General features: G+C 44.4%; 18 protein-coding genes. 3 read left to right on the top strand and 15 right to left on the bottom strand.

The window, feature by feature from the left end:
- The first annotated feature begins 60 nt into the window (after nucleotides 1–60).
- Complete coding sequence (locus QHH26_03150) at nucleotides 61–954, top strand: hypothetical protein (protein MDH7480959.1); 894 nt, start codon at nucleotides 61–63, stop codon at nucleotides 952–954.
- On the opposite strand, the gene QHH26_03145 is transcribed toward QHH26_03150, so the two are convergent.
- From QHH26_03145 to QHH26_03135, 3 genes are read right to left on the bottom strand one after another with little or no spacing between them, the layout of a single operon-like run.
- Nucleotides 951–2,840 (bottom strand): hypothetical protein, encoded by a 1,890-nt coding sequence (locus QHH26_03145; protein ID MDH7480958.1) that lies wholly within the window; start codon nucleotides 2,838–2,840, stop codon nucleotides 951–953. The two genes, QHH26_03150 and QHH26_03145, sit on opposite strands and share 4 nt — an antisense overlap.
- 28 nt (nucleotides 2,841–2,868) lie before the next feature.
- The gene (locus QHH26_03140; protein ID MDH7480957.1) at nucleotides 2,869–3,867 is read right to left on the bottom strand and encodes a hypothetical protein; all 999 of its coding nucleotides are present in this window, start codon (nucleotides 3,865–3,867) and stop codon (nucleotides 2,869–2,871) included.
- Between the two features lie 24 nt (nucleotides 3,868–3,891).
- On the bottom strand, nucleotides 3,892–5,382 hold the full coding sequence (locus QHH26_03135) for a hypothetical protein (protein ID MDH7480956.1): 1,491 nt from the start codon (nucleotides 5,380–5,382) through the stop codon (nucleotides 3,892–3,894).
- Between the two features lie 133 nt (nucleotides 5,383–5,515).
- On the opposite strand from QHH26_03135, the gene QHH26_03130 reads away from it, so the two are divergent.
- Nucleotides 5,516–6,928 (top strand): sulfatase, encoded by a 1,413-nt coding sequence (locus tag QHH26_03130; protein ID MDH7480955.1) that lies wholly within the window; start codon nucleotides 5,516–5,518, stop codon nucleotides 6,926–6,928.
- A gap of 3 nt (nucleotides 6,929–6,931) precedes the next feature.
- Here the strand turns inward: QHH26_03130 and QHH26_03125 are convergent, their stop codons facing one another.
- The 3 genes from QHH26_03125 to accD form a co-directional block, all read right to left on the bottom strand.
- Nucleotides 6,932–9,667, bottom strand: a complete 2,736-nt coding sequence (locus QHH26_03125; protein MDH7480954.1) for a beta-N-acetylhexosaminidase — start codon at nucleotides 9,665–9,667, stop codon at nucleotides 6,932–6,934.
- 131 nt (nucleotides 9,668–9,798) lie between these two features.
- The gene (locus tag QHH26_03120) at nucleotides 9,799–10,794 is read right to left on the bottom strand and encodes an acetyl-CoA carboxylase carboxyltransferase subunit alpha (GenBank protein ID MDH7480953.1); all 996 of its coding nucleotides are present in this window, start codon (nucleotides 10,792–10,794) and stop codon (nucleotides 9,799–9,801) included.
- Entirely contained in the window at nucleotides 10,784–11,650 is an 867-nt protein-coding gene (accD, locus tag QHH26_03115) for an acetyl-CoA carboxylase, carboxyltransferase subunit beta (protein MDH7480952.1), read from the bottom strand. The genes QHH26_03120 and accD overlap by 11 nt, the downstream gene beginning before the upstream one ends.
- A gap of 207 nt (nucleotides 11,651–11,857) precedes the next feature.
- Here accD and QHH26_03110 point away from each other — a divergent pair, with 207 nt between their 5' ends.
- Nucleotides 11,858–12,919, top strand: a complete 1,062-nt coding sequence (locus QHH26_03110; protein ID MDH7480951.1) for a hypothetical protein — start codon at nucleotides 11,858–11,860, stop codon at nucleotides 12,917–12,919.
- A gap of 84 nt (nucleotides 12,920–13,003) precedes the next feature.
- Here the strand turns inward: QHH26_03110 and truB are convergent, their stop codons facing one another.
- From truB to QHH26_03065, 9 genes are all read right to left on the bottom strand, one after another.
- Complete coding sequence (truB, locus tag QHH26_03105) at nucleotides 13,004–13,918, bottom strand: tRNA pseudouridine(55) synthase TruB (protein MDH7480950.1); 915 nt, start codon at nucleotides 13,916–13,918, stop codon at nucleotides 13,004–13,006.
- The gene (locus QHH26_03100; GenBank protein MDH7480949.1) at nucleotides 13,903–14,871 is read right to left on the bottom strand and encodes a bifunctional oligoribonuclease/PAP phosphatase NrnA; all 969 of its coding nucleotides are present in this window, start codon (nucleotides 14,869–14,871) and stop codon (nucleotides 13,903–13,905) included. The genes truB and QHH26_03100 overlap by 16 nt, the downstream gene beginning before the upstream one ends.
- Complete coding sequence (rbfA, locus tag QHH26_03095; protein MDH7480948.1) at nucleotides 14,843–15,208, bottom strand: 30S ribosome-binding factor RbfA; 366 nt, start codon at nucleotides 15,206–15,208, stop codon at nucleotides 14,843–14,845. The genes QHH26_03100 and rbfA overlap by 29 nt, the downstream gene beginning before the upstream one ends.
- A gap of 13 nt (nucleotides 15,209–15,221) precedes the next feature.
- Nucleotides 15,222–15,503, bottom strand: a complete 282-nt coding sequence (locus QHH26_03090; GenBank protein MDH7480947.1) for a DUF503 domain-containing protein — start codon at nucleotides 15,501–15,503, stop codon at nucleotides 15,222–15,224.
- Nucleotides 15,504–15,548: 45 nt separating this feature from the next.
- A complete protein-coding gene (gene infB, locus QHH26_03085; protein MDH7480946.1) occupies nucleotides 15,549–17,657 on the bottom strand; it encodes a translation initiation factor IF-2 in 2,109 nt (702 codons plus the stop codon).
- A 74-nt stretch (nucleotides 17,658–17,731) separates the two neighbouring features.
- On the bottom strand, nucleotides 17,732–18,010 hold the full coding sequence (locus QHH26_03080; protein ID MDH7480945.1) for a YlxR family protein: 279 nt from the start codon (nucleotides 18,008–18,010) through the stop codon (nucleotides 17,732–17,734).
- Between the two features lie 2 nt (nucleotides 18,011–18,012).
- Nucleotides 18,013–19,335: a transcription termination factor NusA gene (gene nusA / locus QHH26_03075; protein ID MDH7480944.1), complete on the bottom strand. Its 1,323-nt coding sequence runs from the start codon at nucleotides 19,333–19,335 to the stop codon at nucleotides 18,013–18,015.
- Between the two features lie 148 nt (nucleotides 19,336–19,483).
- The gene (locus QHH26_03070) at nucleotides 19,484–20,137 is read right to left on the bottom strand and encodes an MgtC/SapB family protein (protein MDH7480943.1); all 654 of its coding nucleotides are present in this window, start codon (nucleotides 20,135–20,137) and stop codon (nucleotides 19,484–19,486) included.
- On the bottom strand, nucleotides 20,134–20,415 hold the full coding sequence (locus QHH26_03065) for a hypothetical protein (GenBank protein ID MDH7480942.1): 282 nt from the start codon (nucleotides 20,413–20,415) through the stop codon (nucleotides 20,134–20,136). Before QHH26_03065 ends, QHH26_03070 begins: the two co-directional genes overlap by 4 nt.
- Between the last annotated feature and the right edge of the window lie 8 nt (nucleotides 20,416–20,423).

Here is a 20,423-nt window from a genome sequence, read left to right as displayed (position 1 = left end):
CCTTTCTTGCACACTATCCTATTTATTCTAGACCATTCTTGGGATACTTGGAAAGATGTATTGAGGGCTATTTTCGATGTAGTGTATTTCTGCTATACTGGCGGCGTGAAATACAAAGAGTTAGCTACATTTGGTCAAGAACTATATTATGATTATAGCATCCAGGCTATTGAGACGTTCGCCGATATCTCTAGCCTTGCTGGTTTGCGAGATAAAATCGCTTCGATTCTTCCCCATAAATCCGAATCAACGCGTTTTCGCATAGCTTCAAAAATTATACAGCGCTTTTTTAAATCACCAGACGCCAAATCGCCATCCTCTGCATTTCTTAAACTAATTTCGCGAATGAAAGATGATTCTATTAGGCGAGACCTCTTGTTTTGGAGGACTGCCAGGACCGATTTGTTAATTAGCGCAATTGCAGAGGAAATTTTTTATCCATTCTTCGTGCTTCAAAGCTTGCCTGCGAACTATGATGAACACACATTTCGAATGGATAACACAGCATCTCTCTTCCCCATTGACTCCATTATCACCAGAGACTTGATAATTAAGTATGCAAAGAAGACATGGGGTTTCGAAAGCGAGAAGACAATTACTCTTGCGCTTAGAATTTTGAAGCAAGCGGAGATATTAGACTCAGTCTCAGTTGCAATAGGAAGCCGGCATACTTTAGGCTACTTTCCTCGTCCGCATATTCCCAGCCTGGAGACATTTATTTACTGCCTATATGAAGAACCCCTTTACAGTGGAGCATCTACAGTTCAGTCATTGGACCGCATCCAAAACGGAGATTTCGCAAAGTTATTCCTCTTGAATCGTCTTCAGATAGATTCGCTCCTTAAAACAGCAGAAAAAGAGGGTTTTATTTGTTTTATAAGCATGCCAGGCAGCAGGCATGTTAAGCTTCTTTTTCCCAGCTTAGAAGAGCTTGTGGATAAGCTAATCTCTTAGCCATTTGTAATTACAAAAGCTCTTGCATCATCAAGAATATCCAATCTGAATTTGATTGCGCCTCTAAGCTTTTCAAATGATAGCGGGACAAATTTTCCACCTTTAACCTCTTCTAAATGGCAATTTCGAAAGTGAGGTGGCAGAGAAATTGTTAGCTCTACGTTTTTGGCTGGAGTATGCCAAGCATATTCATTTCTAGTTTCAAAACCTATGTAATGGTTAGTATTCACCACTATAACTACCAAATTATCTCTTCCACATTGAAGTGCCCGCGCCCAAACGTCTTTTCCTGAAATGGAAATTGGAATCGGACAACCGATTGAGAGAAATTTAGCTAATGCTTGGACATCCTTGTTTGTGCGGCCAACCTCTTCCCAGAGTGGTTTTATATCCGATAGTCCGGTGAACTTTCCTTCGCCGGTTTCGGAAGTCAAGTCAATGAAGTATGCAATTCCCTTAACCCCACATCCTAGGGCATAGAATACCATCATGCGCTCTTCCTGGGGCGTTGGTGGACGGTGGCCAAACTTTCGGGCCCCAGCAAGTCCACAAGCCCAGAGAACTGAAACTAGCGGCCTGGGTGTACACGCATCTCTAGCACAGTCAAGAGCTCTCCATACATAATCTAGTTGTCTGCCATTCAAGGGCACATACGGGTCAGTGCAATATATATCAGCAATCTGGCCATATACATACCAATTCAGAGGCTTATAAGTATTGTTTACTAGCAAGAGGTTGGGTGTTCTCGGATCCCTTGCTTTTTGGTAGCTCAACCTTGGCAAAACCTCCGCTTGGGCATTAACTCCTAAGCGGTCCATGACTGGCAGATTTTCTCCGCTTGAAAAATCGTGCGCATCCGGCTCATCCTTGTTTTGATAAAAGAGAACGCCAGATTGGTTTTCATTCCGTGGTCTACCCTCGCCCACGTTATATGCGGGGACGCAGTTTAGGCCGGCTTCATCAAGCAGAGGGGAAACGCCTGACGTGAAATAAGTGTTTATTCCGTGCGCCTTCGCATCACTTATGCTTCCGGCATCCAAAACACCATAGAGTCCAATGCAAAAATAATTGTCCCATGCACGCACAGGTTGGACCAGCTGCAACTCACCCGGTATCTCAACCTCAATAAGATGATATGAGCCGTATTCCCAACTAAGCTTTAGGTCAATCTCTGCCAGCAACAATCCTGATGATTTTGGCCCCTCAGTCCACCTTGCACTCACTTTATGTCCATCGAGCCTTACTACCCCTGTTCTGATAGCATTGCCATCTAGCGAGCGAATGTACACATACAGCTTATCTATCTTCGGAGAAAATGAAATAGATTCGATGCGGGCCCTTTGAGCCTTTATCGACACAGGCACTTCAACAATACCATTTGAACCTGTAATGAATTGAAGGCGGACAATACCTTTTGGGGTGGTTCTAAATCGCACTATACATTCAACCCAGCCGCCGCCTTCAACTTCAACCGGCTTGGGCTGAGCCCAATTTTTGTCATCTTTCCAATATGATTCATTTGGAGCAGTTAATTTAGGGGATTCAACCTTGTACCAAATTACGTTTCCTGCATTTTGTGAGTTAGTGACAAGTTTATCAATTGAGATATCATTAATTTTTGACAACCAAATAGTATCCTTTATTTGAGAATCGTTTCGAAGTATTACGTGCACGCTTCCCGATGGCTTCATGTGTTTTGGATAAAACTGCTCCTCTTCCGACCATCCTTCACTCCAAATTGTGCCCTCCCATACTTGTGCTTTTGCCCATGGGTTCGCATCTGGGCGCCAGTGTGCATCAATTACCTTCCAAGCTGAAACAGGAAGCGCGCCGACAAAAGCAAGAATAACAGGAGTCAAGAATTGCAAAAGAATTCGTCTATACATAAATAACTTAGTCCCCTTTTCAAACTGTCTATTTTTGCCACTCCCTCAACTGCTCCTCTGTTACAAATCTTGCTGTGGGATGCTCTGCTGCCCAATCTACTTCTCCGAATCTTATAGTCCCTGATGCGAAGCTAGCGAGAAGTGCACGGCTACCCTTTTCTTTTACAATTTCCACTCCTCCACCGCCATGCCAAAACTCTCGCCCTTCTGAAAAGTTGAAAGAATCAATGCTATTGCTCTCAAAGACCCAGCATCTGATTGGCGTTCCCCGAATTGCAGCGTTAACAAGAAGGAACCATCTATCATTTCTCACAAGCAAATTGCTTGATTCCAAGCTCCCTTGGGGATGACCTCCTTCAAGCCTAGGTTCGTATCCGTCAGCTGGGCCTATAAGTATGGGACCATGGTCCTCCCAATGTTTAAGGTCATCGGTACTTGTCAAAGCAATGCAGGAGGCACCGCTTCTCGTGTTTGCTGTATAACACATCCATATCCTGCCATTATGTTCAAAAACGTGGGGATCACGACAGCTAGATATACGATCCTCACGCCAAAATGCCCAATCTTTGTCCTTACACGGCGAAATGGGATTGCCATCCCAGCGTTCCCATTCAAACAAGTCCTTACTAAATGCCAAGCCAATATTTTGCGAAATATATCTGTTTACTCCCGTGTACGCCATAACAAATAAACCGCCATAGCGAAACACAAACGGCGCCCAAACATGTGCTTCCTCCCATGTCCCAGGGCGAATAAGCATCACTGGGTCATGAACTTCCCAGTTGAAAAAGTCTTCGGTACTTGCATGGCCGAAATAAATTTCGTTGCCAGGATAGAATGGGGTCCCCTCTTGAAGCCGGCGTTCAATATAAAAGAAATGATAACGCCCATTATTTTCAATCACGCAAAAGTCGGCAACTTTACCGCTAACTGGCCGAAATCCTACGTTTATTATATCAATCTTCGGATGACGGTAAGCTGCCATTCGCATTTCGAATAATCGCTCTTCAAACTCGATATTGTTCATTGCCTTCCACGTTTGTTGAAACCTTTAAGAATCCTGCCACAATGGTTGCAAGTTTGGCGCCTTGAATGCATACAATTTTGCATTTCTTAAGTAGAATCGAAAGCGTATATCATGATTGAAACGCATGAAGTTTCCACGTGAAAAGAGGTCCTTAGGCTCGACTTTAAAGTTTACAACAGCACGTATGTGATTTCCCCTAACAGGAATGCAGTCGTCTTTTGTACATCCTTCGATTGGATTAAAGTTTTTATCGGTTACTTCTACTAGAGCTTCTCCCTTGCTTGCATCTACATTGAGCAAAATCCAGGTTGGCCCTATGGGTTTCATAGGAATAGTTGTTATGACGCCCTCCTTTTCGCCAGCCTCCCAGCAGACAAATCCATCACGACGAAGGGTTCCGGTACCCAGTGCCCCATATCCCGCCTGGTAGTGTGGTGCTGATGCTCCACCATACCAAAATCGCATTTTATCGCCCTCGGGATGTGGAGGGTTATTGGTTAAGGCAACGTGCTTAGAGTCCCAACTTCCCTCTGGACCACGTTCTAGCAGTGGCTTTCTATCGCCTACTCTCTGCCATTTTTCAAGGTCTCGACTAAGTGCAAGTTGCTCGTGAAGCACCATCTCATTTGTATTGAAGACTAGCAGTTGCCCAAGATAAGCATGGCCATAAGGAATGATGTACATTAAGTATAGATGGGTATCCTCAGGATCGTTTTCGTCGGCTTCTAGAACGGTTTGCATGGGGGTCCAGTGAAAGAGGTCCCTGCTTTTGCTTAATGCAATATGTCTCTTCCATGGGCGCCCCCATCTACGGCATAAATTCATGTGTTGATGCGACCGCGTTGTCATGAGGAAACATTTGTTCATTGGATCAATCGACAGCGAGTGACAATCCCCATCTAAAGGAAGTACGGGAGGGTAATGCATGCGCCACCGAAGTCCGTCTTGACTAAAGCAAACTGTAATGCCTTTAGAGTAGATTGGGTCGTCATAAGCGGTAAATAATGTTGCAACCCAACGGTCTTCTGAATCTGGGGTTCCGTAAGGCAAAACGTTCCACACCTGCTCAGCAAGCACGCATGTGTCATGTGTTGCAGAATGTTCCATAAAACGAACAATGTTATTATCATAAGAATTATCAAAAAGTACCTCGCGGACAGAAGGCTTTTCCCAATGCACCCCGTCGGTGCTCACAGCGTAGCAGCATGACGAACCTTGGTTTGCAAACGGAGAGTAGTTAGCACGGTTTACGATGCGGGTGTAAGCATTATACCAACATTTGAATACTTCTTCGATTGGGTCAAAAACAACGACCGCATAGAAGGGATCTTGAAGTGAGTCAACCTTGCCATTTGGTGCTAGTCCTTCCCAAGGTCTATTCGGCACTATTACTGGCTCGGGATGTTTCTCAATAGGACAAAGCCGGCGTGTGGCATTTTCACTTTTCTCAACTATCCCTTCGTCTGCCATTAGAAAAAGGTCTGCTTCAGCCCATGTGTGCGCTTGGTTAAGCATATTTCTCTCCAAAAATCTTTTTTATATGCAATTATGATATTCCTGGCATTTCAAGACGTCAAGCGGATGAATTGACGTCGCTACTTACAATATGCCATACTATGATTTAGACGTGTGATAGGCGAGGAACGAAATGATGGATAAATTTACAAGGCGTGAATTCATTACAGCACTTGGAGCGTCGGCAGCAATGGCATTTGCACCCAGAACCTTTGCCAGAAATAGCAACAATCGCTTAAATGTGCTTTTGATAACCGCCGATGATATGAATTTCGATTCCCTTGGCGTTACTGGGTGCGAAGTTCCGGACATTACACCAAATCTAGACGCACTAGCTGCGCAAGGTATGCGTTTCACTCAAGCTCATGTGACAAGTGCAATTTGCCAGCCCAGTCGTTCAGCTCTTATGACAGGCAGATTCCCTCATAGAAACGGTGCCTTGGGATTTCAACCAATTAACGAGAACGTCCCAACACTTCAGGAACATCTACGAAAAGCTGGTTACTTTAATGGAATTATGGCAAAAATCGAACACCTTACGCCAAAATGGAAATTTTGCTGGGATGTTGAAATACCTGCACAGGATCTTGGCAATGGTAGAGATCCCGAGGCATACTACGTTAAATCAAAATCTTTCTTTGAACAAGCTAAAGCTGCTGGGAAGCCATTCTTTCTTATGGCAAACTCAATGGACCCTCATAGACCCTTTCCTGGTGCAGAAACAGTCTCTAAAGTTAGCAGAACCTACAAACCTAAAGAAATTACCGTCCCTCCATTCCTCCCTGGCGATCCTCCTGATGTTAGGAAAGAACTGGCGCAGTATTATACAGCCGTTCATAGATGCGATGAAACAGTCGGTCAAATTCTTAGGGCACTCAAAGAAACCGGTTTTGAAGAGAATACCATCGTTTTCTTCCTAAGCGACAACGGAATTTCCGAACCATTTGCGAAAACAAACTGCTACTATACGAGCACTGCGACGCCACTTATTGTGCGCTGGCCCGGAAAAATTAAGCCGGGAACAGTTAACGATAAAGACCTTGTTTCTGGCGTTGATTTTATGCCAACAGTGCTTGATGCGCTGGCATTAGACCAAGTTGAAGGATTAGATGGCAGGTCATTTGTTCCCCTGCTAGAAGGCAAACATTCTTCGGGATGGGACAAAGTTTTCACTTTTATTACCAGTACCTCCGCCGGCAACATGTTTCCAATGCGATGTGTTCGGACGAAAAACTTCAGCTACATTTTCAATGCCTGGTCGGATGGAAAAACAACATTCAAAAATGAGCCAATGGGTGGTTTGGCATTTAAGGCGATGGCGCAATCAAGCGATCAAAAAATTGCTGAGCGTGTTAAGTTTTTTCTTTACCGCACGCCAGAGGAGCTCTATGACATTCGAAAAGACCCTTGGGAGCAGAAAAACCTTATCGCAGAAAAGGATTACAAGAACACTCTTTCCAAATTCCGATTGGAATTGCTTAGAATGATGGAAAGAACAGGAGACCCTTTACTTGACGTTTTTAAAGCAAGGATTGGTAAAGATTAATTCTTAACCTCCGATTCCAGTAATTGCAAATACTATCGGACACGCTTCTGTGTTATTCGATAGGATTTCAATTGCTTGAATTGGCCTTTTTGGATAAGGATTATTCCATTGAAGAATGCGAAGGGCTATTATTTCCCCCGCACGGGTTTTTCCTCTCCAAGCAACCGTAGCATATGGAATTGAACCATGGTCGTTCCATGCAGCGATGTTTTCTCCATACACAAGGTCGAGAACCATAGATTCCGTATTTGAATACCTAAAGACAATTTTCCCGACTGGTGTGCCCTTTTCAGCAACCCAGCCCGTTGCAATAAGGAAAGCCACACTATCAGCAGTTCTAGACAGCGGTATTCGAATCTCACAAGGCCATGAACCTTTTGGATTCATTGCGCCAGAGAACATAAGCGCCTTGTTTTGAGGTATCTCAAACCCAATTCCGCACAGCCGGATATTCCCCGTTTTCAACTCTCTGAGATCATGATCTGGCCCATAACCTATCCATGCACTTTCGTTATCGCTACTGAGCATGATATTTGCGAATGGTGAAAGATTCACCACAAAGCCATCACTTGCTGAGTGGTCGGCTTTTTCACGCCTCCAAAGTTTCAGAAACTCTTCTCCTGAAAAATAAGGTAGGTCACTTACTGATGTTTCCCCAGTGTTCCAAGCATACTCAGCCGCTAATATAAACGCATGGTACTGATGGAATTGCTGGTCTAAACATCTTTCATCAACATTAAACCCTGACCAAAGGGTTTGGATAAGACCTTCCGCGCCATCTTTTTTTGCCGAACGGCTGAAATCATAAATGTTATACGGATTGTACCATGTACAAGCAAGTACCTCGTGTCCCTTTTCTTTGAAAAGCCGCACGCTTGGAAAGTCTTCCGAAGTGCAGTAGTGCCAATCAGCAATTATGATATCCTTTGGTAGAGCTTCACGCCGCTCCTTTGCCGCCTCCAATGATTCTGCCATGCCAGCACAGGGAGTTTCACTACTATGGAGCATCATATCTCCCCAAAGCATTGTGCGAATACCCCTTTCGGCAAGATATGCGCGAAGCTTTTCAACATCTTCGAGGAAAAGCTGTGATATAGTTTTTTTCGAACATAGCTCATCCCGTGGGAAGCGACCTCTCATGGTGATTTCGTCGTGGCCTATATGAAAAACCTTTGGCTTGAATACTTCTATTGCCTCATTGTATATGTCAAACAAAAACTTATAGCTTTCTGGTTTGCTTGGGCAGTAACCATACGGATGCTCAGGGTCTTCCGCAAGGTTTAGGTTAGAATTATTTGCGAACATCCATTCAGAATGGCCGAGCGATTGAACGAGCGGAACCACCTCCATATGGTGCATTTTTGCATATTCTACGACCTCTTTTACATCCGCCTTGCTTGCACCATATGAAACCCATATTTCTGGATGACTTTCCCACTTCACATAGTCCGTTTGGAAGATGAGATAATTCATTTTATGGCGCGCGAAAATACGCCTTATTAACTTTTTAATAAATGGCTTTCCCTGGCCTCCCATAAAAATATGCGCCCCGCGAATCTTCATCGTGGGCCAATCACGAACAATTGCGCCGTGGACAGCTGCCCCATCTACAGTGGGTTTTAAAAGTTGAAGTAAGGTTTGAACGCCATAAAATGTCCCGCGAGTGTCTTTTCCAGCAATTACAACAAACTGGGAACAAGATTTTAGCGCATATCCTTCATCATAATTTGGAACTTCCAAGCCAGTTTCTTTACAGAGATATGCTACCGTCGAATTACGCGCAGGTTCTCCTATGCCAATGATTTTTGTCCCTGGCTTCATTTTGGATGGAGTCGTTACTGGAAGCGTAACGCCGTATATGTCGTTTAATTCCTCATTCAATATTTCTGCATTCAGGCGGTCATCAGAAGTGGGATTGTCTGGCAAGACAATCGCTACATTATCTTCAATGATAAAATCACGCTCGCTGTATTCAACGTACTTTGGCTCTGGAATTATCTTGATTAAATCTTCTTTTGGAAGCTTGGCATTTTTAACTGTTTTGATTTCAACCGAAGTAGGATTGAGTTCGAAGCATTCTTGCACTTGCCTTGGAACGAACTTAAAGTTTGTAACTACATGGTACTCTTTACCGTAAACAATCTTTTCTGGGGGGTGTCCCATACCACACCAGAATATCGGCGCCTCACGTGCCCACACTTGTGGGTCGCGTCTTGCATCGAATATAATTAACCCTGAGCAGTCGCCCGAAACTGATATTTCTATATCTGCAGGCCGTGTTTCGAACTCTAATCGTTTAAATGGCGGCACCAGCATTGATTCAAAATGGTCAGCTGACTTGGCAGTATATGGAACAAAACCACTCCTTTGACCTTCTTCAGTTTCCGCTTCGTAGGGGAATCCTGCAATAAGCTGTGCCGGAATATAGCCAACGCAATATTCAATCTCTGCAGGCACATCTTGGACTAATTGATAGGCAAGGTCAATGGTGACCTCATTGGAATCTTTCATTGTTACATGGTAAGTTGCAGAGAAAAATTCGTTACCCATGCTAATCCTGACAACCTTGCCATCAGGAATGTCTTCACAAGTGATTTTGTGCTCAGCCTGGTGATGGCCAAACAGAAGCCTGGTCCAACCTGGTGAAACGACGTAAAGCGATGATTTTCGAATTATGGTTACATCTTTATACTTAAGCGACACCCCACCTGTGGTATAAGAAAACTCAAAGTCTTTCATTTTAAAAGTGCTCTCCGATTGGCAGTATGCGTAGCATAAAAATGTGGCTGACAAAGCCACCGAAATAAATATTAGCAGAATCGTTCTATTCATTTTGCATATCTTAACCTTCTTTTATGCTTCTTTCTTTGTTAACTTCTTTGTGCTTTTTTGCTCTTTTTCTCGGGCTCTGCCGTAGCAAAAATTCCCATTTTCCTGAATTTATCATATCGCTGAGCAGGAAGTTCATCGGGGGTGTATTTTTCTAACAGTTCAAGGTTACGAATAATTGCTTCTCGCACCGCCAAAGTTGCAGCTTCGTAGTTTCGATGTGCACCGCCCAAAGGCTCGGGAATGATTTCATCAATCAATCCAAATTCCAAAGCATGCTGAGCTGTTAGCTTGAGTGCTTCAGCGGCTTCGGGACCTTTTGCTGGGTCGCGCCAGATAATTGCTGCGCATCCTTCAGGTGGAATTACAGAATAAATTGCGTGTTCCATCATAAGAACACGATTTCCTACTCCCAAACCTATTGCACCACCACTACCGCCTTCGCCAATAACAATAACAATGATTGGCGTGCGAAGCATTGCCATCTCCATCATATTCCTGGCAATTGCTTCTGCAATACCCCTTTCTTCAGATCCAACGCTACAATCTGCTGCGGGTGTATCCACAAATGCAATTATCGGATGGCCAAACTTCTCAGCCATTTTCATTAGGCGAAGAGCTTTGCGGTATCCCTCGGGTTTTGCGCTGCCAAAATTTCGGAATTGACGCTCTTTGAGGTCACGCCCCTTCTGATGGCCTACAACAAATATTGGCTTGCCATCCCAAAAAGCTATCCCCCCAACGATTGCATTATCATCGGCAAAAAGTCTATCACCGTGAAGCTCAACAAATTCATCGAATATGGCACGCACATAGTCAAGAGTGTATGGCCTGTTGGGATGCCTTGCAATTAAGGTTTTATCCCAAGGAGTAAGATTGCTAAATATCTGCTGTGCAAGTCGCTCGCGATGTTCTTCAAGCTCGGCAATCTCCTTAGAACGATCAACTCCTTCTATTTCGGAGATGCGCTTAAGTTCTGCTATGTTTGCATCTAATTCTGCAAGCGGCTTTTCAAAATCAAGCACGTTAAATGCCATAGCTTTCCCTCTTTACTCCAATTGTTAGCAACTTTTTAAGGGTATCCCTTAATTCACGGCGGTGGACAACCATATCCACCATCCCATGTTCTAGCTGAAATTCAGCCCTTTGAAATCCTGGCGGCGTTTTAATTACTTGTGCCTGAGCTGCTACCCTCTGTCCGGTGAATCCGATTAGGGCGTCAGGCTCTGCTATGATGATATCAGCAAGCATGGCAAAGCTCGCTAAAACACCTGCAGTTGTAGGATCTGTCAGCACAGATATATACAAGCCGCCAGCCTTATTAAATCTGCCGACTGCTGCGGCCGTCTTTGGCATCTGCATTAGAGAGATTAAACCTTCATACATTCGGGCACCGCCCGAAGCATTGATCATGATAACAGGAAGATTCTCAGTTGTTGCTCTTTCAAACGCACGCGCAACACGCTCACCGTAAACAGAACCCATACTTCCGCCAATAAATGCAAAGTCTGCTATTCCTATTACCACAGGCTGCCCGCCAATACTTGCATAACCTGTAATCATTGAATCATTCATGCCTGTCTCTGCTTTCCCTTTTTCGATTTTCTTATCGTATTCGGGGAAGTTGAGCGGGTTTAATGTAACAAGTTCGTTGTCTATTTCAACGAACGAGCCTTCGTCAACGGTAATTGCTAATCGCTTCGCTGCCCTTAACTTGAAATGATAGCCACATTTGTTGCAAACCTCGAGATTCTTCTCGAGCTCTTTGCTGAAAAGAATTTCACCACACTTTGGGCACTTGATCCAAAGACCATCTGGAAGCTCATCTAGGTGTTTCCTAGCGGCTTTCCCTGCTGTTTTTAATCTTCTGCGGAACCAACCGTCAGGAGACATCGCTTCACTCCAGTCCGATTAATTTGAGTTCAGATATTAACGATAGGATAACTTATTCACTAATGAAAAGCAAGAGGAAAATGCAATTTTGATAATGGCGCATCTAGTAAAAGTACCTGTTTATTGTGTGACCGGTTGACAAAATGGGTATTTAGCAGTAAACAACACTTAGAACACCTCCACCATTTGCATTTTAGGGGGTATGAAATGCGCTCTGTTCGATTTGCTGCAATCACATTAATTGCTATTTTAGCTATTAGCATTACCGCCCAGGCAAAAACAATCGTGGTTTCTCCCAATTCAATGAACGGTTGGAAAATTGCTATTCAAAAAGGAACTGCAAACACTTCGCCAATATGCAATTTCGTAGATGGGCCAGGAGTAGCACCTTCAGGTAGTTCGTCTCTTCATATGCAAACGTTCTACAGCGATTCCGACCCCCTTTCCAAAGTTTATATTGGAACCAATGATTTTATGGGAGTAAGTCTTAAGGAAATAACAAGCTTTAAGATATGGACATTTGTCTCATCAAGACTCTACAACAGAGGTCAGCCACCAATGGTAGAGCTTATAACAGACAGTGGTACGACTACCCAGCAAAGACGCTTTGTCTTCTACCCATGGGGGAGAAATGGCGACCAAAATGTTCAATTTAATACATGGCAAGAATGGGACCTAATGTCGCCAACAGGTTATTGGGAGCTTATATATACGTCAAGCCCAAACTATTTTGGTAACTGGGATTGGCTTATAAACAGGTATGGAAATGAAACCAGTCCTATGAGAATAGTTGTACCCCCCGTAGGTGATTACCCAACTGGCAATCTCACTGGTACAGGTTTAAGCGTTAAAATTGGTGCAGGAAAAGCTATTGACAGCAGATACGGTGCATGGTGGTGGGAATCTTGTGGCATAGATGCTTATGTCGACAAGCTTGTAATTGGCGTCAAAGGCGTCGAGACAGTCTTTGATTTTGAACGATTAGGACCTCCACCGCCAGTTTGCGGTATTACTAATCGCGGAATCTATAACTCCGCCGCATATCAGGGAAGCCAAAGATACAGATTTATGGTGTGGGGCGTTGTGCAAGAAGATGGTTTTGATAATAATCAATTCTTTATCGACGACGGATCAGGCATGCCTGTTAAAATATATTCACCCGGTCATGCCGCCATACCAAATTGCTTCTTCACCGTAGTGGGGTCGCTCGATCCAACACAAACTCCGCCGACTCTTAATTGCGACCCATTCGACATGCATATGTGGTAAAACTAAAAGAAGAAATAAAAGATGCTCATCAAACTTCAGCTGGCGCAACAACGGCGACTTTCCGTCCAACAACTTAACGCCAGCTTACTTTTTAATAAACACTTTTAGGGGCTTTATTTGCATTTTTCCATCTGACAACCATGACGCAGTTCCAATTGCAATAACGCAACCTTCTGGTGATTTTATTTTCACATTATTGCCTTCGCATATATTTGCGACTGGTCTTTCTAAATATACAACCGCGCCATTAGCTATTCTGTTAACGTCCTCAGCATTTACTATTACTGAAGGCATGTCAGCCAAAGCTTCGTCAATTGAAAACAGTACTTCCCCAAGTCTGCTTTCGCTTGCAAGTTCTTCTACAACCGAAGGAGAAATACTATCTTGAATTTTAAAATGCCCGATTGCGGTGCGGATTAAAGACTTCATGTACCCACCACAGCTAAGCTCACGACCGATATCCGCACAAAGTGTCCGTATATAGGTTCCTTTTGAACATTCTATTTCAAGTACTGCTTCAGCTTTTCTGCCTGGTTGAAACTCTACTAACTTCAATGAATAGATTTCAACAATTCTCGGGTTTCTTTCTAAAATCTTGCCGGCACGCGCAAGCTCATAAAGTTTTCGACCTTTATATCGAACTGCTGAAATCATTGGAGGAGTTTGCAATATTTTTCCGGTGAACTTTTCAAGAGTGCTGCGGAGCATTGCCTCAGTTACGTATGAAGCATCCGATTCCTCTATTATCTTTCCCGTGGCATCTTCCGTGTCTGTAACTGCCCCGAAGACCGCAGTGGCACGATAGACCTTTTTTAAATTTACCAGGTACTCGATTATTCTTACTGCGTTTCCCAAACAAACAAGAAGCACGCCCGACGCCATTGGGTCGAGCGTGCCTGCATGACCAACTCGCTTTTCTCCTGAAATGCTCCTCACTAGTGCAACAACGTCGTGTGAAGTTGGACCCTGAGGCTTGTTTATATTTAAGACCCCATCCATTTACGAACCGCGTCTATCACCAATTCCTGTGTATGAGCAAGTGGATGGTTGATAGTACAACCAGCGGCGGTTCTATGTCCGCCACCGCCGAACAGTCTGGCAACCTGACTTATGTCGGAACCGTCACGAGATCGCAAGCTTACGCGTGTTGAGCCATCTGGGCACTCACGAAATAGGACGCCAACCTGAGCACCGCGTATTGAACGTATGTAGTTGACAACGCCCTCCGTCTCCGCCTCTGAGGCTTGGATTGTGGCAAGCTGTTCTTGTGTGATTGAAGCCCAAGCGATACGGCCTGAATCTGTAGTCTGCAGTGAAGATAACACCGCTCCAAGAAGTTTTGTGCTCGATAGCGACCGGTTTTCATATACATTATGGGCAATTTTGCTTGGCGAAGCACCCTTTTCTAAAAGCTCCGCACTAATTCGAAAGGTTTGCGGTGTTACATTACTGAACCTAAATGATCCGGTATCAGTCATGATTGCCGTCAAAAGGCAGGTTGCAATATCTGCGTCAATCCGAACTTCCATATTTTTAAGAAGTTCAAAAACGATTTCTCCTGCGGCGGCTGCTGAAGGCCAGATTAATTGAAGATTTCCATTTCGGTCTAGGTTTGGATGGTGGTCTATTTCTATAATAGTTTCACATGAGCGAAAAGCTTCCTCAACTTGTCCAAGCCTGCTTATGTCCTCGCAATCAATTACTATTCCAACTTCAAAACATGAACGTACCGGCGCCGTTTTAATGACTTTGTTGCTTATCGGAAGGAAACTATAGAGTTCTGGGACACCGTCTGCGCTAAGAAGTACGACTTTTTTTTCCATCCGTTCAAGGGCTATTCCCAGAGCGCACATACATCCCAATGAATCTCCATCGGGGCTGACATGACCGCCTATCAGGAAACTCTTCTTACTTTTAAGAATCTCAGTTACCGCTTGGAGGTTGCTCTTCATCCCGTTTCACCTGTTCCAGCAGTTCAAATATGCGCGCGCCACGCTCAACTGTTGTATCCAGCTTGAATGTAATTTCGGGTATTATTTTCATCCTGGCGTGTCTGCCAAACTCGCCCCGAATAAAACCAGCGGCTGATTGAAGAACGTTTAGCGTCTCTTGTTTTTTCTGTTCATCGCCTAAAACGCTAATAAATATTTTGGCATGCCGAAGATCTTTTGAGACCTCTGCATCGGTAATTGTTACAAAACCAAGCCGAGGATCTTTTATTTCCCGCCTGATTATCTCGCTTATTTCGCTCTTAAGGAGCTCCTTTACACGCTCAAGCCTATCGGGCATTGGTTTTAACCCCTTATAGGAACTCGAGATGTGATCTTTCGATTGCTGCTCTGGGATCGCTTTCAACTAAGCCCAGCGCCTTATTTAACATGGTGTTAGCAATAGCCCTATCGTTGCTAATGCATGCAACGCCTATGACTGCACGTCGTCTGGAGTCGAGACTATCAAGTTCCGCCGCTGACACGTTGAATTTGTTTCTAATATTGTCAAGCAGGCTTCTTACTACGTGACGTTTTTCTTTCAACGAATTGCTTCCTACTACCAAAAGGTCTATTGTAAGTATTCCAACTATCATAGTCTATCACTTCGATTTAAAAAGAATTGCCTTATGGTTATATTGCTAACCAGGAGTAACCTCTTGTATGGTATAAGCCTCTACAACGTCACCAATTTCGTATTCGCTGAATCCGTCAACTATTATTCCGCATTCAAAACCGGCAGCCATCTCACGCACGTCTTCTTTAAGATGCCTCAAAGATGCAATTCTGCCTGTATGCAACGTTTTTCCATTGCGAAGAATACGTGCTTCGGCGCCTCGTTCCATTTTGCCATCTGTTACATAGCATCCGGCAACAACGCCACGTGGAAGCTTAAATGTGGCACGCACCTCAGCATGACCTATGATTATCTCCTTTTTAATAGGTTCGAGGAGCCCTTGCATGGCACTTTTTACATCATCTAGTAGCTCGTATATTACGCGGTAAAGTCGAACATCGATTCCTTCAGATTCGGCCATGCGCTTTGCTTGTGGGTCAATCTTTACATTAAAACCGATTATAACTGCATTGGAGGCTGACGCAAGCAGGACGTCAGATTCGGTAACGTTGCCTACGCCAGTGTGTATAATATTCAATCGCACATCCTCAGTAGAAAGTTTGTTTAGCGATTGTGAAATTGCTTCAACCGAACCTTGTACGTCACCTTTAAGAATTACATTTAACTCTTTAACCACGCCTTCGCGTAGTTGGCGATATAAGTCAGCAAGCGTAACACGCTGAGTTGCCGCCAGCTTTGCTTCTCGTTGCTCCTCTATTCGGCTTTCAGCAATTTGCCTTGCTTCTTTTTCATCTTTAACTACTTCAACTTTGTCTCCAGCCTCTGGAACTGAAGATAAGCCCGCTATTTCAACAGGGGTAGATGGACCTGCTTTTGAGATTCGATGGCCGCGGTCATCTAACATAAGCTTTATTTTGCCATACGATTCTCCAACAACAATCGAATCTCCAACTTTAAGGGTACCGCTTTTAACAAGCACGGTAGCAACAGGACCTCTGCCACGGTCAAGTTTTGCTTCGATAACGGTGGCATCTAATGGGCCGTTTGGGTCAGCCTTGAGCTCCTGCAGTTCGCTTACAAGGATAATCATCTCAAGAAGTTCATCCAACCCTTGTTTTTCTTTGGCAGATATTTGGACTGCTACTGTGTCGCCGCCCCATTCCTCAACCACCAAACCATGCTCTGCCAATTGTTGCCTGGTTCTGTCAATATTTGCTTCCGGTTTGTCAATTTTATTTATAGCAACCAGTATTGGCACGCCGGCCGCACGAGCATGGTCAATTGCTTCAATTGTTTGAGGCATTACCCCATCGTCGGCCGCCACAACAAGAACCGCAAGGTCGGTTACCTGAGCACCTCTTGCTCGCATGGCAGTGAAAGCTTCATGGCCAGGTGTATCTAGAAAGGTGATTTTCTTACCATCTACTTCAACCTGATATGCGCCTATGTGTTGAGTAATTCCCCCAAACTCTTGGTCAGTTACATTCGTCTGCCGAATTGCATCGAGCAGAGTGGTTTTACCATGGTCAACGTGGCCTAGAATTGTTACTATCGGGGGCCGAGGAACAAGATTCAAAGGCTTTGAAGGCTTTTCAGGCTCGGTTTTTGTGGGAGGAGTAACCAGCTTTGGCGGTGCTGTTACAGGCTTTGCTTCGCTTGGCTTACTTGGCGATGGAACTTCTTGTTTTGGCGGCGGTGGAGGTGGAAGTACTACTTCGAAGCCAAGGTTTTCCACTACTTTTTTTGCCAATTCAGGAGGAACAACTTGATTAACTGCAACAAGTGCCCCCTGCTTTACCAATGCCTTTTGAATATCTGCAGTCTGTACTTTTAGCAATTCAGCAAGCTGCCTGACAGTTGCTTGCTGAGGAAGTTCTACTTTGCCTTTTGGAGGCACGGGTTTCTTTTCTTCATGTTTCTTTGTGGCAGGCTCTGTTTTCTTTATGTCTTCGGTTTTCCGTGTCTCAATATGCTCTTTTGCCGCGGTTTTCTCTTGTGTTTTCTGAGCTTTCTGCTCTTTTTTTATTCTTTCAGTTACTAGGTCTGCACTTTGCTCATCAATTGTACTTGAATGGCTTTTGACTTCTATGCCGAGATCCGCCAATGCGGCTATCAGTTCTCGATTACTGATGCCCAGCTCCTTTGCCAATTCATAAATGCGTACACTAGACACTTATCTGTCACCTCTTCCATTAACCAGGACAGGGTCAGGCAGCTGGCGCTTTTGCAGAATCTCAGCGATTTCTTCTACATCTCTTCCGACCCTTGACTCACGATTTGTTTTGCTTCCTGTATAACTTCCTCAGGGACTTCGATGCGCAACGCCCGAGATAAACGCTTTTCCTTTATTGCTTTATTCAAGCAATTGACAGACGGACAGACATAAGCTCCTCTTCCTGGCAACTTACCAGTGGCATCTATGACAACTCGCCCTTCGGAAGTTCTAACTATCCTAATGAGTGATTTCTTCTCACCGCTTGTTCTACATGCCACGCAGGTCCTTATAGGTATCTTGCGTTGTCTCATTTTTAGGTAGACGCCATTTCGTTATCTTCTGGCTCTTGCTCTTGCGGAGTGTCCTCTACCTCAGATTCACCTTGATAAACTATTGCTTCAGCAACAGCTTCTACTGCCTTTTCTGAAGGCTCTTCCTCCTCCAATTGAACTTCTTCCTCAACAGCAGCTTCGCCTTCTTCAGTTATTAGTTTTTCTTCTACCTCCTCAGGAGACACGTATTCTTCGACTCCACCGGCTTCGGTTGAGCTTTCTTCGACGCCAGGTTTTCCTTCCTCAGGAAGTTTAACGGTCAAAGCAGCTCTTGCCACTTGGGATTCGCTTTTTATATCTATGCGCCATCCTGTGAGACGTGCAGCTAAACGAACATTTTGGCCTGCCTTGCCAATCGCTAACGATAGTTGATTATCAGGAACGATTACAAATGCACTCATTGTTTCTTCATCTGCATCAACAGATATAACCTTTGCTGGGCTGAGCGCTTCTGCAATAAACTTCGAAGGATTTTCATCCCATCTAACAATATCAATCTTCTCGTCGTACAGCTCGTTAACGATTGCCTGAACACGGCTGCCCCGGTGGCCAACACATGCTCCAACAGGGTCAACTTTCTCGTCATTAGAAGCAACAGCAATTTTTGACCTTGCACCCGGTTCGCGGGCAACCGATTTTATGGTTACCACGCCATCATGAATTTCCGGTACTTCAAGCTCAAAAAGACGCCGAATAAGGCTCGGATGTGTGCGAGATACGATCACCTGTGGGCCTTTTGGAGTCCTCCTAACGTCGAGTATGTAGACCTTTATCCTGTCGTTGAATTTATATGGCTCGGTTGGCACTTGTTCATTTGGCGGCAGGAGAGCTTCAACTTTGCCCAGCGAAATGAAAACGTTTTTTTGTTCATGGCGCTGAACTGTACCGGTCATAACTTCGCCAATGCGCTCGCTAAACTCTTCAAAAATTTTATCGCGTTCCGCTTCCCTTATGCGCTGAACAACTACTTGCTTTGCAGTCTGCGCAGCGATTCGTCCGAAATCTTTAGGCGTTACCTCTACTTCAATTACATCTCCAAGCTTAAGGCTTGAATTTAAAGTATGCGCCTCTGCAAGTGATATCTCTGCGTGAGGGTTGTTAACTTTGTCCACAACGGTTTTCTCGCAAAAGACTTTGAATCCGCCCTTGCTGAATTCCACACGCACGCGAATATCGCCCGTTGCGGCAAAATTCTTCTTGTAAGCAGTAACGAGCGCCGATTCTATTGTCTCAACGAGTACCTCGAAAGGTATCTCTTTTTCTTTTTCAATTGCACGTAGCGCGTCTATGAAATCACCGTTCATAATGCACCTTTTCTCATTCGCCGGTTTATGCATCAACATAAAAGAGTGGGCGTGCTACCCACTCTTTCACTAAGCACCTCGGCATTACGCAATTAAAGTATATCACATATCTATGGTTGTTGCAAGCCTTTTTAATGAACCTTCTGCATTATGTCCATTCGAATCTAGTTAACTTTGGCAAACTTGATAGCATCTCGCTTATTGATTCCACTTTTATATCTCGAGGCACACAAACCCTCATATCAATTATCCTCATGCCGGCCGCACCTTCTCGAGAAGATATCGAACGAATAACAACACCCATGCTCACAAGCTTCTCGAGCGTCTCTGTGAGAACACTTGTTTCCTGAGCCGGTATCTCAAGTCTAAGCTGACGTATATTTTTCTTCCCGATGCTTGATTCCAGCCTGCTCAAAACCGATAGAGTCAGAAAAACTATTAAAGTTGTTAAAACAGCAAGTATTAGCAACCCCTTGCCTACGGCAACCGCCAACCCAATGCCAGCAGTAGTCCATAAACTTGCGGCTGTTGTTAGACCACGAACTACGTTTCCTTGTCGCAAAATTGTGCCAGCTCCTAAAAAGCCAATTCCGCTTACTATTTGTGCGGCAATTCTGCTCGGGTCAGAGGTTGTACCAAAAGACATCGAAACAAGAGTTATGAGTGTCGAACCCAAACACACAAGCATGTGGGTACGCAAACCGGCAGGTCGGTCGTGCACTTCGCGTTCCCAACCGACTATTCCTCCAAGAATTGTCGCCAAGACAAGTTTTCCAAGCATTGAGCCTATGTCCATCATCATTCCTCACTCTTTTGCTTGACGCCAGATACACCAAGGTACAGCTGGATACCTTTCCCAGCGATAACTGAACCCGCAATCGTCATTATAAAAAGTAATACGATTTTGAAAATTAATTGAATAACTGCGCTGCCAAGTTTAACTGCGCCAGCATCGCTTGGCAGGACAATACTAGCTGTCTTTGAGGTGAACATCGCAAAAGCCATGCCAAATACCAGTAATGTGAGTGCAATACCCAAGATAAAAACTAACATTCCAATTACTTTGCCTTTTCTGTCCATTCAAAGCT

It is taken from the genome of Armatimonadota bacterium, from assembly GCA_029907255.1.
Classification (GTDB): Bacteria; Armatimonadota; UBA5829; order DTJY01; family DTJY01; genus JAIMAU01.
The sequence above is the reverse complement of the archived record's forward strand: the minus strand, read 5'-3'. Positions and strand labels throughout refer to the sequence as shown.